Here is a 15,240-nt window from a genome sequence, read left to right as displayed (position 1 = left end):
CAGGACGGCCCCGAGGACTCGGACGGTGTCGTACCCGACGGGGCGAGCGTCGAGGAACTGGCCGCTCTCCAGACGAGTCCGTCCCGGCCACCGGCCCTGTATATGGCCCCTTGGAGGCCACCTCCCTGTGGGGCGCCTGGGCCGACGACCTCGAACACTCCACGGTGACCAGCGGCCACTTCATGGCCGAGGAGGCCCCGGACGACGTCGCGCACGCTCTGCGCGACCTGCTCGCACGCTGAGCCCGTATGGGGGCCGGCCCCGCCCTACCCGCACCCGCCCGGCCGGGCGAACAGGGTGACGCGGGCGCCCGTCACCTCGATGGTCCGGCAGGCCACGAAGCCGTGCCGCAGCGCCGCGCGTTTGGCGCGTTCGGTGGGCGTCGTGTCGAGCGGCTGGTCCGGCAGGTCGCGCAGCGCGAGGACCCGGGGGGCGCGCGCGACGCGTTCCCGTATGGTCCGCGCGGGCAGTTCGGTGCCCTGGAGGGTGCGTGAGGCGACGGGCGACTCCTTCAGCGCGAGGTCCCGCAGGCCCGCGTAGGCGCCCTTCCCCGACATGCCCCACTCGCGTCTGCGGCCCGGCATGAACAGCACGGCGTCCCCCGGCCGCGACAGCTCCCGCACGGCGTCCGCGACGGCGAGCACGTCGTCCTTGCGGCTCTCCGGGGCACGCGACAGCGCGTACCAGGGCAGCAGCACCGCGCACGCGGCGGCCGCCGCCCCCGTCACGCACAGCACGCGCAGCGCCGTGCCCCGGCGCCGCAGCCCCTCGTACGCCCGGACCGTCGCGGCCCCGGCGAGCAGCCCGAGCCCCTGGAACGTGTAGAGGCAGTAGCGGTCGACGTACCAGGGGTGCGCGAGTGAGGCGACCATGAGCAGACCGGACGGCAGGACGAGCAGTGGGAGCCCGAGCGCGACCAGCCGCGCCCCGGCGTCTTGCCCCCGCCCCTGCCGCAGCCGCGCCCGGACCGGCCAGGCCGCGAGGGCCGTACGCGCCGCGAGCACACCGAGGACGGCGACCGCGAGGAAGATGAGCCAGTCCAGGGGGCACGGCCGCCCCAGCCAGCCGATCTGCGCGTCCGACTGGCCGAGGCTGACGACGGCGAGCGGGGTCACCCCGAGGAGCACCAGCCCCGCGACCAGCGCCCAGCTCCGGCGTACGGCCCTCCTCGCCCCGCCCCACACGAGGGTCACCCCGTGGGCGAGCAGCGCGAGGAACGCGAACTCGTGCAGCCAGCAGGCGATCAGGCCCAGCAGCCCGTACGCCACCCAGGCCCCCCGCCCGCCCCGTCCGGCCGCCGCCCTCGCGAAGAAGTACGTGCACCACGCGACCGCCGCCGACACGAGCGCGTACGAACGGCCCTCCTGCGCGTACTGCTGCGTGATCGGGACGAGCGTGTAGGCGAGGCCCGACAGGAGCGACGTGCGCGGACCGGCGTACCGCAGGACCGTCGCGGCCACCCCCGCCGCCGCGAGGGCCGTCGCCAGCACCGAGGGCAGCCGCAGGGCGGTGAGACCGCCGTCCCACAGCGCGAACCACTCGTGCATCAGCACGTAGTACAGACCGTGCACCGCGTCGATGTTGCCGAGCAGGTCCCGCAGTTGGCCCGTGGAGCGGTGGGCGACCTGGTACGTGACCGACTCGTCGCGCCACATGCTGTCGCCCCGGTCCAGCCGGTACAGGCCGAGCAGGAACGCGACGAGGGCCGGGACGAGCACGGCGGCGGTGCGCCGGACGGCGGGCGGCAGGAACGGCCGGGCCCCCGCCGCCCCGGGCCCCGCCGCCGGGGGCCCGGTCTCCGAGGCGTGCGGCCTGCGGGCGTGCGGCACGATCACCCGTGCGGGCGACCCGGCGTCCACCTGGCCCGGGGCCCCCGGGCTCACCCTTTCGAGGGGCGGGGCGGCCCGCGCCCGGACGTCGGTGATCGGTCGGGCACGGCGGCCGGACATGTCTCCCCCTTGCCCCGCCCGGCCGACGACCCGGCCCGGCGGAAGCGTTCCGCTGTTCTCCTCGCGGCCCCCGGACTTCCGGGCGACCGGATCTCCCCACTCTGCGACGCTCCGGGCAGCCCCGGACCCGCCCTGCTCCCTCTCCTGCCCCGGGACGCGGGAGTCGGCGGCGCGCCGAGGGGACGACACCGGTACGGGACGGGACCGCGCCCCCGGAAGGCGGGTATTCAGGACACCGCCGTGGGGGGATTCCGTCCCGCGGGCGCCGGACCGCGCGCGCCGCCGACGTTCAGAGGGCGGGACCGGACAAGAGCCCCGGCCCGGGGCAGTGGTGGACCGCTGGGCCGGAACCCGCTCTTGCGCGCCCGCCGTACGGGCCCCCGCCACGCGGCGGCGTACCACCACCGGCGCACCCGCCGCGGTCCCCGCCCCGCCGCCGCGACAGGACGCCGCCGCGGCCTTTCCCCCGTACCCCGCCTCGCATGGCTCCCCCTCCGGCAGCCGAGAATAGAGCGGTGCCCAGGCCCGGACAATCGGTATCGGGACGGGTTGTCACGCCCCGGCCACCGTCCCGGTCCGCCCCGGGCCGCCGGTTCCGCCCTCCCGCGCAGGTCCCTCGCACGGGCACCGGGCGCGGCCGCGTCGAGGGGCGCGGAGAGGTGGCGTGAATGTGCCGCCGGTCTTCTCCGCCCATGGCACGACACGAGTGACATGACACCATTCGGCGTCCGGCGTACGCCCGGGGCCGGAGCGTGCCCCCGGGCCGGTGTCGCCGCGCACCCGATCGGCCCAATTCCCGCGCGCACCGGTCGCGTGCGGCGTCCCGACCGAGGAACCTCCTGAGTACTGGAGGAGGTTCACCATGGGTTCACTGCGCATCACTCTCTGTGCCGGTGCGGTGGTCGCGGCTGCTGCCCTGGCGCCCGCGACCGCCGCCCACGCGGGCGAGGGCCACCACCCGGGCAAGGGCCGCCCGGGCGAGGTCTCGCTGACCCCGTCCACGGTCGCCCCGGGAGGCAGCGTCGAGATCCGCGTCGACGGCTGCGACGGGACGACGGGCGCCGCGAGTTCCGCCGCCTTCGTCTCCGAGGTCGCCCTCAACGGCAAGGACGGCCGCGAGAATCCGCTCTACGGCGAGGCCACCGTCGACCACAACACCGCGCCCGGCACCTACCGCGTGAGCGTCGACTGCGACGGCTACCGGGGCCCGAAGGGCGCGTTCCAGGTCCTCGGCGGCTCCCGGCCCACCCCGACCGCCCCGATCCACGCCGGGGGCGGGGCCACCGCGCGGATCGCCGCGAAGGAGGCCGCGCCCACCGGGCCGAGCACCTCGCAGACCGTGTTCGGCGGAGTCCTCGCGGGCGCGGCCGGAGTGATCATCGCGGGCCGCGTCATGCGCCGCAGGCGCCGTCCGCAGGACTGACATGGGCGAGGGCGAGACCCGGCCGGGACGCCGCCCCGGCCGCGCGGTCACCGGCGCGGCCTGGGCGCTCCTGCTGCTCGGGCTGTGGCTGTGGGGCCGGGACGCGGGCCTGCCCTCGCCCGCCGGCGACGCCGCCACCGGCCACCCCGCCGGCTTCCACGGGCCGCCCGCGCACCGCCCGCTCGACCCGGTCACGCCCGTACGGGTCGAGATCCCCGCGATACACGTCCGCGCCCCCGTCGCCGCGCGCGGCCTCGACAAGGCGGGGGCGATCGACCCGCCGCCCTACGGCAGCCCCGGGCTCGTCGGCTGGTACGGCGGCGGGGTACGGCCCGGGGCGCGCGGCACCGCCCTGCTCGTCGGGCACGTCGACACCGACACCCGGCCCGCCGTCTTCTACCACCTCTCGACGCTGCGGCCCGGCGACCGCGTCCGCGTCACCCGCAGGGACGGCTCGCGCGCCGAGTTCACCGTCGACGACGTCCGGGTCCTCGACCGCGCCCGCTTCGACGCGCGCCAGGCGTACGGGCCGCGCGACGCGCACCACTCCGAACTGCGGATCATCACGTGCGGCGGCGACTTCGACCAGGAACACCGCACGTACACCGCGAACGTCGTCGTCTCCGCGTACCTCACGGACGCCGCCACGCCCTGAACGGAGACCTCGCCCCGGACGCCGTGCCGCCCGAGCCGGGACGAATCGGCCCGGTCCTCCCCAACTCGCGCCTCCACGCCCTCTCTTGGACGAACCGACGAAAGCTCCCGTATCCCGGGACGGAGCCGCCGGTTATGTCACGATCGGAGGCACACAGGGCACCCGAGGGGGAGTGGATGTACGGCAGTGACGCACGGACCGGGCGCCGTGGCGGGGGACGTCGGGCCGGCGGGAGGGCGGCGCTCGCGACGGGCGCCGCCCTCCTGCTGGCCGCCTGCTCCTCCGGCGGCGGAGGCGGAGGGAGCGGTGACGGGGGCGCCAAGGCGGGCGGGCCGCGTCAGGGCCCGGTCCGCCAGCAGCCCAAGGGCACCGACCCGTACTGGGTCGACCCGCACGGCCGGGCGGCCCGCGCGCTCGCCGCGTACGAGAAGGGCGGCGCGGACCGGGAGGCGGCGCTCGTCCGCAGGATCGCGGAACAGCCCGTGGGCCAGTGGCTCACCCCGGAGAGCGCCCGGCAGGAGGCCGAGGGCTTCACCGAGGCCGCGCGCCGCGCCGACCGGGTCGCCGTGCTCGTGCTCTACAACATCCCGCACCGCGACTGCGGCCAGTACTCGGGCGGCGGGGCCGCCGACGGGAACGCCTACCGCGCCTGGATCAAGGAGGTGGCCGCCGGGATCGGCGACCGCCCCGCGACCGTCGTCCTCGAACCCGACGCGCTCCTGCACCTCGTCGACGGCTGCACCCCCGAAAAGTTCCACGAGGAACGCTACGACCTGCTCAAGGGCGCGCTCACCACCCTGGGCGCCCTGCCGCGCACCAAGGTCTACCTCGATGCGGGCAACCCGGGCTGGCAGCGGCCCGAGGCGCTGCGCGAGCCGCTGGAGCGGGCCGGAGTCGCGGCGGCCGACGGTCTCGCCGTCAACGTCTCCAACTTCGAGACGACCGCCCGCAGCGTCGACTACGGCAAGCGGCTGTCCGCGCAGGCCGGCGGGAAACCCTTCGTCGTGGACACCAGCCGCAACGGCAACGGGCCCTACCCGAAGGGCGATCCGGCCGAACGCTGGTGCAACCCGCCCGGCCGCGCCCTCGGTGAGACGCCCACGGCGGACACCGCCGACCCGCTCGTCGACGCCTACCTGTGGGTCAAACGCCCCGGCGAGTCCGACGGCACCTGCAAGGGCGGCCCCAAGGCGGGGGAGTGGTGGCCCGCGTACGCCCTGGACCTCGCGGCGGGCGGCTGAGCGGCACGTACGGCGGGCGACCGGCCCCGGCCTCGCCGGGAGCCGGTCACCGCCGCACGCGGCCTCATCTCACCCTGATCCAGCGGGCCTTGCCCGGAGTGCCCCGGTCGTCGGTGACGAACAGCATGTACCAGCCCGAGGGCACCAGGTTCCGGTTCTCCGGGACGGTGACCTCGACGCCCTTCGCGGTTTTGCGCACCTTCAGCGCCACCGAACGCTGGTCCACGTCCGTGACATGCGTCGACGCGCCCGGCCGGATCAGCCGCGCCCGCCGGATCGAGGACGCCTGGTCCGAGGAGTACACGGCGGTCCCGCCCCGCGCGACGGACTTCGGGCCGCCGCTCAGGGCCGGCCGCGCCTGCCGGTACAGGTAGGGCGGGGTGTAGATCTCCAGCCGCTGCTCGAAGGTCCCCGGCTTCGCACCGGCCTTGTCGGCGTAGAGCGGGTCCGAGCCGAAGAACAGCACCCGCCCGTCGGGCAGCAGCAGCGAACCCGAGTGGTAGTTGCGCCCCACCTCCGGGTCGGCGACCCGCTGGAAGGTGCCGGTGTCCGGGTGGTAGATCCGGGCCTGGCGGATGTCGGAACCGCCGCGCCCCCGGTAGTCCCGCGAACCGCCCGAGACCAGCACCGTGTCGTCGGGCAGCACCGAGACCTGCGGGTAGCGGGTGCCCTCCGCGAGTTCCGGTCCGTCCACGAAACGCGGCCGGTCCGCCCCGAGGTCCACGATCCGCGTCTTCCTGCTGGACTTCGCGGACTCGCCGACGCCCCCGCCGCCGACCACCAGGTACTTCTCGTCCTGCGCGGGCGGCAGCCGCACCGTCCCCGAGGTCTCCATGAGCTGCGGATCGCTCAGCCCGGGGACGGGCGTGAACCGGTTGGTGGCCACGTCCCACACGCCCGGCTCGCGGCCCACGTCCGCCGGGCCGTACCCCGCGTTGGAGCCCGAGTAGAACATCCTGCCGTCGTTCATCAGGAAGACCGCCGGATACGTCGGGAACTGCCGCACCCCCTTCGTGTAGGTCCACCGGCGGGTTTGGGGGTCGAACACCTCGTTCTTGCCGGGGACGAGCTGGCCGATCTCGTCCAGCCCCGACAGGCTGAGCACCTTCCCGTCCGACAGGGTCGTCAGCGTCGGGTACCAGCGGGCCTCGTTCATCGGGTCGACCTTGATGTACCGCTCGGCGACCGGGTCGAACTCGTACGCCGCGTCGATGCCCTGGAAGTCCTTCTTGTCGAGCGCGAGTTTCTGCGCGACGCCGTACACGTTGTGCCGGTCCGCGCCCTTCGCGCCCTCGACCCGGTACCGGTCCTGCGCCCCCGTCGCGTACCGCGCGCCCTCCTTCTCGGCCTCGACGTAGATCCGGTCGAGACCGGGCTCGGTGCGCAGGAACTTCCCGGTCCTCCTGTCGAACACCTTCCTGGCGCGCTCCACGACCGCCGGGTCCTTCGCGACGAAGGTCCTGCCGTTCTCCACGCCGGTGAAACGGGTGCCCGCCGGGACCGTCTTCGGCGCGTCCGGGTCCTCGTTGTGCACGATCATGAGGCCACCGGCCTTCCGGACGTCGCCGTCCAGCTTCTCGTACCGCTTGGTGCCGCCCGCGACCAGCAGATTGCCGTTCCCGAGCTGCGTGTGCCCGGTGCAGAACAGGTCCGCGGGCGTCGGGATGCTCCTGATCGTGTTCCGCACCGGGTCCCACAGCCGGGTGTCGTACTTCTTCGCGTCGAAGTTGTCCTGGTTGTTGCCCGAACCGGCGACCAGCAGGATCTTCCCGGTGTGCAGGAGCGCCGCGTGGATCGTGTTCAGCCGGAACTCCTCGGGGAAGCGGACGACGTCCCAGTGCCCGTTCGCCGCCTTGTACGCGGGCCGGCCGATCGTGTAGTCGTGGTACTCGGCGGAGCCGAAGCGGTACAGCGCGGGCGCGTTCATCCCGGCCACGGCCAGCACCACGACCGCGCCGGTCGCGAGGCGGCGGGCCCGGCGCCGGCCCGGTGCGCGGGTCGGGGGACGGCTCACCGCGACCCGCCTCCCCGCCCGGTCGGCACCGTCAGGTCAGGCCCGGTGCCCCCGCTCGCCGCCGCCACCGGCACGGGCTCCGGACGCGGCGACGCTCCGGGTGCGGGGCCGGGCGAGGGCCCGCTCGCCACGATCCGCGAACCGCCGCGCGCGGCGGCCTCTTTCGTCTCCCCGCCGTCCCTCGCGCGGCGCGCGTCCCGCCACACCGTCCACCGCCACAGGACGACCGGCGCCGCCGTGATCAGCAGCGCGAGCCCCGCCCAGACGACCATCGCGGGATGGGCGTGACCCCGGACGTACGCCGCGAGGATCGAGCCGCCGAACAGCGCGACGAAGAACAGGTGCACCCGGAAGGTCCCGAACAGGGTGTCCGGGCTCGCCGAGTCCCCCTTCGGCGTCACGACGAAGCCGCTCCTGCGGCGCAGTAGCGCTTCCACGAGTGAACGTGCGTACAGCGGCGCCGACATGGCCGACATCGCCATGCCCGCGACCCCACCCGAACCCTCCGGCTCGTGCGGCGACACGTTGTGCCTGCGGTTCCACAGGTACAGGCCGATCTGGAGCGCCGAGGCGTTGCCGTACAGCATGAGCCAGACCGCCGGGTCGATGTCCACGCCGGAGGCGCCCAGGCCCAGGAACAGCGCGCAGGACAGCGCCGCGAGTATCCAGTTGAGCGCGGACAGCGGATAGAAGACGACCATCATCGTGTAGTTGAACAGCCGGCCCGGGGGCAGCGAGAAGGGCGCCTTCCAGAACTGCTTGATGAGCGTCTCGTAGGTCCCGCGCGACCAGCGCGACTGCTGCGTGAAGAAGTCCGTCCAGGAGTTCGGGCCCTCGCCGACGGCCAGCACGTCCGGGGTGTAGACCGACTTCCACTTGCGGCCGGTGGCCGGGTTGCGGCGGCGGTGGATCTCGAAACCGGTGGCCATGTCCTCGGTGATCGAGTCGTACAGCCCGCCGATCTGCCGCAGCGTCGCGATGCGTACGGCGTTGGAGGTGCCGACGAACATCGGCGCCCCGTACGCGTTCCCGGCCCGCTGGATCAGCGCGTGGAACAGGAACTGCTGGGACTCGGCGGCCTTCGTCACGTACGCGTCGTAGTTGCCGTACACCTGTGGCCCGACGACGAATCCGACGTCCGGGTCGCGGAAGTAACCGAGCATTCGCTCCAGGTAGTTGGGCAGCGGCACGTGGTCGGTGTCGACCGAGGCGAAGTAGTCGTAGGCCTCGCCGTGCGCGTCGAGCCACGCGTTGTAGTTGCCGTGCTTGGTCCTGGCGCGGTACGGGCCGCTCCCCTGGTTCCACCGCGCGACGCCCTTGCGGGAGAAGTGGTGCACACCCAGCCGCGCGCACACCTCCTTGACCTGCGGGTCGTCGCCCTCGTCGAGCAGCCACACGTGCAGCCGGCCCCGGTGGCGCAGCCGCACGGCCGCCTCCAGCGTCCGCTCCACCATCTCCAGCGGCTCCTTGCCCGGCACGAAGGAGGTGAGGAAGGCGACCCGCGTCCCGGTCTCGGGCACGACGGGCACCGGGTCCCTGGCCACGAGGGTCGCGTGCGCGTTGGAGATCACGTTCACGCAGCGGAAGCACTCGATGAGCCCGATCGCGGCGAGCATCACGAGGTCCAGGACCGGCAGGAAGGCGTACGCCGAGTGGTCCCGCTCGGTCCAGTGCCCGGGTTGCAGGAGCCAGACCAGCAGGCCCAGCGAGAGCAGCGGCGCGGCGCCCAGCAGCAGGGCCGCGCGCAGCCGGTGCGGTTCCCGCGCGAGCAGCGAGCGGTAGCGGACCCGGTAGGGCCGGCCGGGCACGGGCCGGGTCAGCGGCCCGGCGAGTCTGCTGTAGTGCTCGTAGTCGTAGCGCGGCGGTGTCCCGCCCGGCCGGCGCGAGCCGTCCGTCCGGGTGGCGGGCGCACGCGGCCCGGTGGCCCGGGCCGCGTCGAGGTCTCGTCGGGCACCGGACGGCGTCGACGTCATGAGTCATTCCCCCCGCACGCGGGAGAACCCGCGTGGTCATGGTTGGGCCGCCCCCGCCGGTCCCCCTCCGACCGCGCGGGGCGCGTCACTGTCCACGGCCACCGCCCGGGACGGCGAGGGCGCCCCGCATCTCCTGCGGACCGCTCCCGCCCCCGGCGGGGCCGACGGTCGCACGATGCCCTCCCCGGCATCGGACCACCCGGCGATCCCCCACGGACTCCCCGGGCCTGCTCGGGCGGGGCTCCCCTTCCCCGCGTCCCCCTGCAACCGGACGCGGCCCCCAACGGCTGCGCGAAGCACGCCAGATGAGGGCCAACGCCTCACTAAGGGTTGTACGCCACCGGGCATGATCGCAAGGGCGAAACAAGGTGTTTACCGGCTATACGCGCCTATCGGGGCAACTGATCGATTGACCGCCCGTATGGGTGTGCGAGGGACTCCGTGCACTAAAGGGGCGCGAAAGGGCAATCCGCGCGCCGGAGCGTGTGCGGCGGAACGGGGGCAGGCCGGGCGCACGCGCACCGGTCGGGCCCTTGCGGGCCTCCTGGGCCGGAACCCGCGGGTGGTCCGGAACCCGCGGGCGCACGAAAAGGCCCCCCGCCTGAGCGAGGGGCCTTCGTGTCGGTGCGCCGCCAGGGACTCGAACCCCGGACCCGCTGATTAAGAGTCAGCTGCTCTAACCAACTGAGCTAGCGGCGCCTGCTGACCTGGAGAACTTTACCGGACGCCGGAGGGTGCTGTGTGCCGGGCCGCGGGCCCCTCGGCGGTGACGGGCGCCCGCAGCGGAGGGCGGGTGTGGCATTCGGGCCGTCAACATGCGGTTCGGGCGAGGCGTTGGAAAACTGACGTTCATGCAGGTTCCCGATGCTTTGTCCCTGGGGTGTGACGTGAATCTCATGACCGGCCCGTCGTTCGAGGAGTTCGCCCCGGAGCCGGACTGCGCCGGCCCCGGCTGCGCGCGGGAGCGGGGGAGCACGGCCCGGCCGTCCGGCCGGCGCGGCGGTCACCCGGGGGCGCGGGGCGTCCGCCGCGCGCTGGTGGCGGCCCTCGCCGCGTCCTCCGTGCTCGGGCTCGCACCCGCCGCCGCCCTCGCCGCGCGGCCCGTCCCGGCCGCGCCCGCCGCCGTCGACGCGGACGACGCCGCGGGCACCCCGCAGGGCGGGGCCGGACCGCTCCAGGGCGGGGCCACCCCCGCGGACCCGGGGGAGCAGGGCGGGGCGGTCGCGCGGACCACCAGGGAAGCGATCATCGCGCGGGCCAAGGCCTGGGTCGCGCAGGGCGTGCCGTACAGCCTGACCGCCTTCCACCCGGACGGGTACCGGCAGGACTGCTCGGGCTTCGTCTCGATGGCCTGGGGCCTGGGCTCCAACCAGTGGACGGGCAGCCTCGCCGCCTTCGGCACCCGCGTCACGAAGGGGCAGCTGCGGCCCGGCGACATCCTGCTCTTCCACAATCCGGCCGATCCGGAGAAGGGCTCGCACGTCACGGTCTTCGGCGGCTGGGAGGACTCCGCGCACACCCGGTACACGGCGTACGAGCAGACCCCGCCCGGCACCCGGCGCCGGTCCACCCCGTACGCCTACTGGACCAACTCCGCGCAGTACGTCCCCTATCGGCCCAACAACCTCGCGTCCGGCACGGGCGGCTCCCGGGCGGAGCACGGGGCGTTCCCCGGGGCGGGCGCGCTCGGGCCCGGGGCCGAGGGACAGGCGGTGACCCGGCTCGGCGAACTGCTGGAGCGGCGCGGCGGCAGCCGTTTCTACACGGTGGGCCCGGGGCCGCGCTGGAGCGAGAGCGACCGGCGGGCGACCCGGGCCTTCCAGCGCGCCCAGGGCCGGCGGGGCGAGCCGGCCGACGGCGTCCCCGGCTCCAGGACCTGGGAGTACCTGGTCACGGGGCGCGGCAGGGACATCCCCGCCGCCCCGTCCTCCCGCGCGCTGCCCAGCTACCCGGGCGCGGCGGCCTTCCGGCCCGGCCGCCCGGACGCCGCGGTCACCCGGCTCGGGCGCCGCCTCGTGGAGAAGGGGTTCGGCCGTTTCTACGCGGTGGGCCCGGGCCCCCGCTGGGGAGAGGCCGACCGGCGGGCGACCCGGGCCTTCCAGCGGTCCCAGGGCCGGCGCGGTGCCGCAGCCGACGGCCACCCCGGCCCGGAGACCTGGCGCCGCCTCTTCTCCTGACACCGACGGACACCCCTCCGGCACCCCTCCGCACCCGGGGGCGCCATCCGGCCGCGATCCGAGGAGACACGCACGATGAGTACGACGGCACCGCAGGACGGAACACGCGACGAGGACGGAACACGGCAGGGGGACGGAGCGCGCGACGAGGAGGCCCGGCGGCACGAAGCGCCCGGCTCGCCCGCCGCCGGGGAGGCCCGGGTGGCGGCGCCGCCCCGTCACGAGTCCACGATGGAGATCCCCGTGCACCTCCTGTTCGGCGAGGACGCGCGCGAGGGGCCGCCCACGACCGGCCGTCCCCCGGGCGCCCGCCCCGGCCGGGCGGCCGGCGACAGCGCCCCGGACACCGGCTCCGTGCCCCACCCGCCCGCCGCCCCGTCCGGCCGCCGCCCGGAGAGCCCGGGGAGCCCGGGGAGTCCGGAGAGCCCGGGGAGCCCGGGGAGTCCGGGGAGTCCGGAGAAGGGGGCCGGGCCGTGGGTGCGTACGCGGACCGGTGACCGGCCGGTGCCCGTCCGGGGCCCCGACGAGCGCCCCGCCCTGTCGCTGCCCGGGCTGCCGGTGCTCGCGGCGGGCCTGCTGGCCACGGTCGGCGCGGTGGGCCTGCTGTGGCGCGAGCGCCCCGAGCCGGGCCCGGTGACCGTGCTGGCCGCGCTCCTGTGCGGGGTGCTGGCCCTGTTCGCCTTCGCCGGACTGGAGCGCGGCCGGGTCGGCAGGGCCACGGTGCTGACGTTCGCGGGCCGCTACCGGGGCACCGTACGGCGCACCGGACTGCTGTGGGCCGACCCGCTGCCGCGCCGCCGCCCCGTCGACGTACGGCTGCGGCACTGGCGCAGTGAACCGGTCCCGGCGGTGGACGCGCGCGGGGTCGGGCTGCGCGTCGTCCTGCTCGTCGTGTGGCGGGTCGCGGACACCGCACGGGCCGGCTTCGCCGTCGAGGACCACGCGGCGTACCTGCGCGACAGCGTCGAGTCGGCGGTCGGCGCGGTCCTGGCCCGCCTCCCCATGGACGCCCCGGCGGGCAGCCCCTCGCTGCGCGACACCGAGGCGCTCGGCGCGGCCCTCACCCGGCAGGTCGCCGCCGACGCGGAGCCGGTGGGCCTCGACGTCGACGCGGTACGGCCGCTGCGCCTCGTCTACGCCCCCGAGTTCGCGTCCGCGATGCACCGCACCCGGATCGCCGCACTCGACGCCGACCACCGCGAGGCCACCCTCACCACGGTCCTGGACGCGGTCGAGGACACCCTCGCCCAGCTCACGGCCCGCGGCCTGGCCCCCACCGACGACACCGAGCGCCGCACCCTCGTGAAGGACCTCACGGTGGCGTTCTGGGAGGGACGGGGGGAGGGATCGACCCCCGCCGCGTCCTAGCGGTGCCCCGCACGATCCGCGCACACGAAAAAGCCCCCCGCCTGAGCGAGGGGCCTTCGTGTCGGTGCGCCGCCAGGGACTCGAACCCCGGACCCGCTGATTAAGAGTCAGCTGCTCTAACCAACTGAGCTAGCGGCGCTTGCTGACGTGGAAATCATACCCAAGGTTTCGGGGTGCCCCGGACCACCCCGGCGGTGGCCGCTATATCGCCAGGGACAGCAGGACCGGGGTGGCGCCCCGGTTCAGGGTGTCCGCCGCCTGGTACAGGCGGTGCGCGTGCTCGACCGGCAGGGACAGGGCCAGGCAGCCCACCGAGGAGCCCGCCGTGATCGGGACCGCCGCGCACACCGTGCCCACCGCGTACTCCTGGACGTCGAGCACCGGCACGGTCGGGGCCTGCGCGTCGAGCTTGCGGAACAGGACCTGCTCGTCGGTGATGGTGCGCGAGGTGAAGCGCGCCGGGCGGTGCCGGGAGAGGTGCTCGCGGCGGCTGTTCGCGTCGAGCTGGGACAGCAGGGACTTGCCCATGGCGCTCGCGTGGCCCGTCGTGCGGAAGTCCACCCACTCGTTGACCCGCGGACTGTCCGGCCCGTCGGCGATCCCGGTCAGCGTGATCTCCCCGTCCACGTACCGCCCGATGTACACGGCCGCGCCGATCGAGTCGCGCAGCCGGGCCAGGGTGCGCTGGAGGTGCGCCTTGATCGCGAACTCGCTGTTGAGGGAGGAGCCGAGCAGGGACAGCGTCTCGCCGGTGACGTACCCGCCGTCGCTCAGGCACTCGACGTAGCCCTCGGTGCGGAGCATCTCCAGCAGGGCGGCGAGCCGGTCCGGGTGCAGACCGGTGTCCCGCCCGACGTCTGCGGGCGCCGCCCCCGTCCCGTGCCGGGAGATCGTCTCCAGGACCCGCAGGGCGTCCTGGACCGATTGGTGCGGCTTCGACGGCTCGTGTGTCAACGGCACGTTTTCCCCCTGCGTGGACCCGTTTCGGACAGCTGGGCTCGGGCCCCACGATAACCGCGCGGAGGGCGCCGCAAAGGGGCTCGGAGGGAATTGCCGTACCGGATCCGCCTGGGACGGTGGCATCTGGCCTGTGGATATGCCAGAGGTCTATGGCGTACTGGCGTGGGGTGCCGCCCGCTCCTGCGGCGGGGCCTCGAACTGGTCCTCCTCGGGCCGCGGCTTCCCCGGCAGCAGGAAGGTGATCGCGAAGAAGGCCACGAGGAGGCAGCCCTGCACCAGCAGGCAGTGCCGGAACGCCGTCACGAAGTCACCCGCTTCGGCGCGCGCGAAGAAGACGGAGCCGAACACCGCCACCCCGATCGAACCCCCCAGGGACTGCACGGCCGACAGCACCCCGGAGGCCGAGCCGATCTCCTCGTCGTCCACGGCGGCCAGCAGGAAGCTGAACAGCGCCGCGATGACCAGCCCGGAGCCGACCCCGCCGAGGACCACGCCCGGCACGATGTGCCAGACCGAGAAGGGACCCGAGCCGCCCAGTTCGTACCAGAGCAGCGCTGAGCCGCGCCCGCGTGGACGTGCGGAAGGCCCCGCCGCCCTGGGAACAGGGCGGCGGGGCCTTCCGGTGGGTACTGCGGCGGCGGGCCGCGGGTGTCACAGCACCGCGCGCAGGAACTCCTGGGTGCGGTCGTGCTCCGGCGCGGTGAAGATCTGCTCCGGGGAGCCGGACTCGATGATGCGGCCGGAGTCGAACATCATGACGCGGTCCGAGATGTCGCGTGCGAAGTTCATCTCGTGGGTCACGCACAGCATCGTGATCTCGGTGGTCGTGGCGATGTCCCGCAGGACGTCCAGGACCCCCGCGACCAGCTCCGGGTCGAGGGCCGAGGTCACCTCGTCGAGCAGCAGGATCTCGGGCCGCATCGCGAGGGCGCGGGCGATGGCCACGCGCTGCTGCTGGCCGCCGGAGAGCTGCGTGGGGTGCGCGTCGACCTTCTCGCGCAGGCCGACGAGGTCGAGCAGTTCGCGGGCGCGCTCCTCGGCCTCGGCGCGCGGGGTGCCCAGGACGTTGACCGGGGCCTCGGTGATGTTCTGCAACACGCTCATGTTGGGGAACAGGTTGAACTGCTGGAAGACCATGCCGATCTTCTTGCGGACCTGCCGCTGGTGCTTCTCGGTCGCCGGTTTGAGTTTCCCGTCGGGGGTGCGTACGTGGCTCAGCGGCTCCCCGTCGACCCAGATGACCCCGTCGCTGATCTTCTCCAGGGTCATGAGCAGCCGCAGGATCGTCGTCTTGCCCGAGCCGGAGGGCCCGATGAGCGTGACGTGCTGTCCGCGCTGGACGGTGAAGTCGAGGTGGTCGAGGACGACGTGGTCCCCGTACCGCTTCACCACCTGCTCGAAGTGGATGAGGTCGGCCGGGGCGCCCCGCCCGCCGGGGGACGCCTCCTCGCGAGGGGCCGGCACCGGCTTGTCGGTCGGC

The 15,240-nt window shown here is 74.6% G+C and carries 11 protein-coding genes, 2 tRNA genes and 1 pseudogene; 6 read left to right on the top strand and 8 right to left on the bottom strand.

Going from position 1 to position 15,240, the window contains the following annotated elements; translation table 11 throughout:
• Positions 1 to 113: 113 nt before the first annotated feature.
• Positions 114 to 242 (top strand): annotated as a pseudogene (locus tag AB0J21_RS29780) (alpha/beta hydrolase); the annotation flags it as partial.
• Between the two features lie 24 nt (positions 243 to 266).
• Here the strand turns inward: AB0J21_RS29780 and AB0J21_RS29775 are convergent.
• A complete protein-coding gene (locus AB0J21_RS29775; protein ID WP_363149256.1) occupies positions 267 to 1,949 on the bottom strand; it encodes a glycosyltransferase family 39 protein in 1,683 nt (560 codons plus the stop codon).
• A gap of 862 nt (positions 1,950 to 2,811) precedes the next feature.
• Here AB0J21_RS29775 and AB0J21_RS29770 point away from each other — a divergent pair.
• The 3 genes from AB0J21_RS29770 (at position 2,812) to AB0J21_RS29760 (ending at position 5,268) form a co-directional block, all read left to right on the top strand.
• On the top strand, positions 2,812 to 3,372 hold the full coding sequence (locus tag AB0J21_RS29770; RefSeq protein ID WP_363149255.1) for a hypothetical protein: 561 nt from the start codon (positions 2,812 to 2,814) through the stop codon (positions 3,370 to 3,372).
• A 1-nt stretch (position 3,373) separates the two neighbouring features.
• Positions 3,374 to 4,027: a class F sortase gene (locus AB0J21_RS29765; RefSeq protein WP_363149254.1), complete on the top strand. Its 654-nt coding sequence runs from the start codon at positions 3,374 to 3,376 to the stop codon at positions 4,025 to 4,027.
• Positions 4,028 to 4,203: 176 nt separating this feature from the next.
• Positions 4,204 to 5,268 carry a glycoside hydrolase family 6 protein gene (locus AB0J21_RS29760; RefSeq protein ID WP_363149253.1) on the top strand — a complete coding sequence of 355 codons (1,065 nt, stop codon included), beginning with the start codon at positions 4,204 to 4,206 and terminating at the stop codon, positions 5,266 to 5,268.
• Between the two features lie 64 nt (positions 5,269 to 5,332).
• Here AB0J21_RS29760 and AB0J21_RS29755 read toward each other — a convergent pair whose 3' ends face one another.
• The 3 genes from AB0J21_RS29755 to AB0J21_RS29745 form a co-directional block, all read right to left on the bottom strand.
• Entirely contained in the window at positions 5,333 to 7,195 is a 1,863-nt protein-coding gene (locus AB0J21_RS29755; RefSeq protein ID WP_363149278.1) for a galactose oxidase-like domain-containing protein, read from the bottom strand.
• Positions 7,196 to 7,278: 83 nt separating this feature from the next.
• Positions 7,279 to 9,255 (bottom strand): cellulose synthase catalytic subunit, encoded by a 1,977-nt coding sequence (locus AB0J21_RS29750; protein WP_363149252.1) that lies wholly within the window; start codon positions 9,253 to 9,255, stop codon positions 7,279 to 7,281.
• 625 nt (positions 9,256 to 9,880) lie between these two features.
• Positions 9,881 to 9,954: transfer RNA gene (locus tag AB0J21_RS29745), tRNA-Lys, on the bottom strand.
• Between the two features lie 197 nt (positions 9,955 to 10,151).
• Between AB0J21_RS29745 and AB0J21_RS29740 the strand changes: the two genes are divergently transcribed.
• Complete coding sequence (locus AB0J21_RS29740) at positions 10,152 to 11,432, top strand: peptidoglycan-binding protein (RefSeq protein WP_363149251.1); 1,281 nt, start codon at positions 10,152 to 10,154, stop codon at positions 11,430 to 11,432.
• Between the two features lie 75 nt (positions 11,433 to 11,507).
• The gene (locus AB0J21_RS29735) at positions 11,508 to 12,800 is read left to right on the top strand and encodes an SPFH domain-containing protein (protein WP_363149250.1); all 1,293 of its coding nucleotides are present in this window, start codon (positions 11,508 to 11,510) and stop codon (positions 12,798 to 12,800) included.
• Positions 12,801 to 12,865: 65 nt separating this feature from the next.
• Here AB0J21_RS29735 and AB0J21_RS29730 read toward each other — a convergent pair.
• The 4 genes from AB0J21_RS29730 to ehuA all read right to left on the bottom strand — a co-directional run bounded on the left by AB0J21_RS29730 (position 12,866) and on the right by ehuA (position 15,224).
• Positions 12,866 to 12,939: transfer RNA gene (locus tag AB0J21_RS29730), tRNA-Lys, on the bottom strand.
• 62 nt (positions 12,940 to 13,001) lie between these two features.
• On the bottom strand, positions 13,002 to 13,760 hold the full coding sequence (locus tag AB0J21_RS29725) for an IclR family transcriptional regulator C-terminal domain-containing protein (protein WP_363149249.1): 759 nt from the start codon (positions 13,758 to 13,760) through the stop codon (positions 13,002 to 13,004).
• A gap of 147 nt (positions 13,761 to 13,907) precedes the next feature.
• Positions 13,908 to 14,252, bottom strand: coding sequence for a hypothetical protein (locus AB0J21_RS29720; RefSeq protein ID WP_363149248.1), 345 nt, complete (start codon positions 14,250 to 14,252; stop codon positions 13,908 to 13,910).
• 159 nt (positions 14,253 to 14,411) lie between these two features.
• The gene (ehuA, locus tag AB0J21_RS29715) at positions 14,412 to 15,224 is read right to left on the bottom strand and encodes an ectoine/hydroxyectoine ABC transporter ATP-binding protein EhuA (RefSeq protein WP_363149277.1); all 813 of its coding nucleotides are present in this window, start codon (positions 15,222 to 15,224) and stop codon (positions 14,412 to 14,414) included.
• Between the last annotated feature and the right edge of the window lie 16 nt (positions 15,225 to 15,240).

Source organism: Streptomyces sp. NPDC049954, assembly GCF_040656295.1.
Lineage (GTDB): Bacteria > Actinomycetota > Actinomycetes > Streptomycetales > Streptomycetaceae > Streptomyces.
Note: the sequence above shows the minus strand (reverse complement) of the source record. Positions and strands in the feature narration are given on the sequence as shown.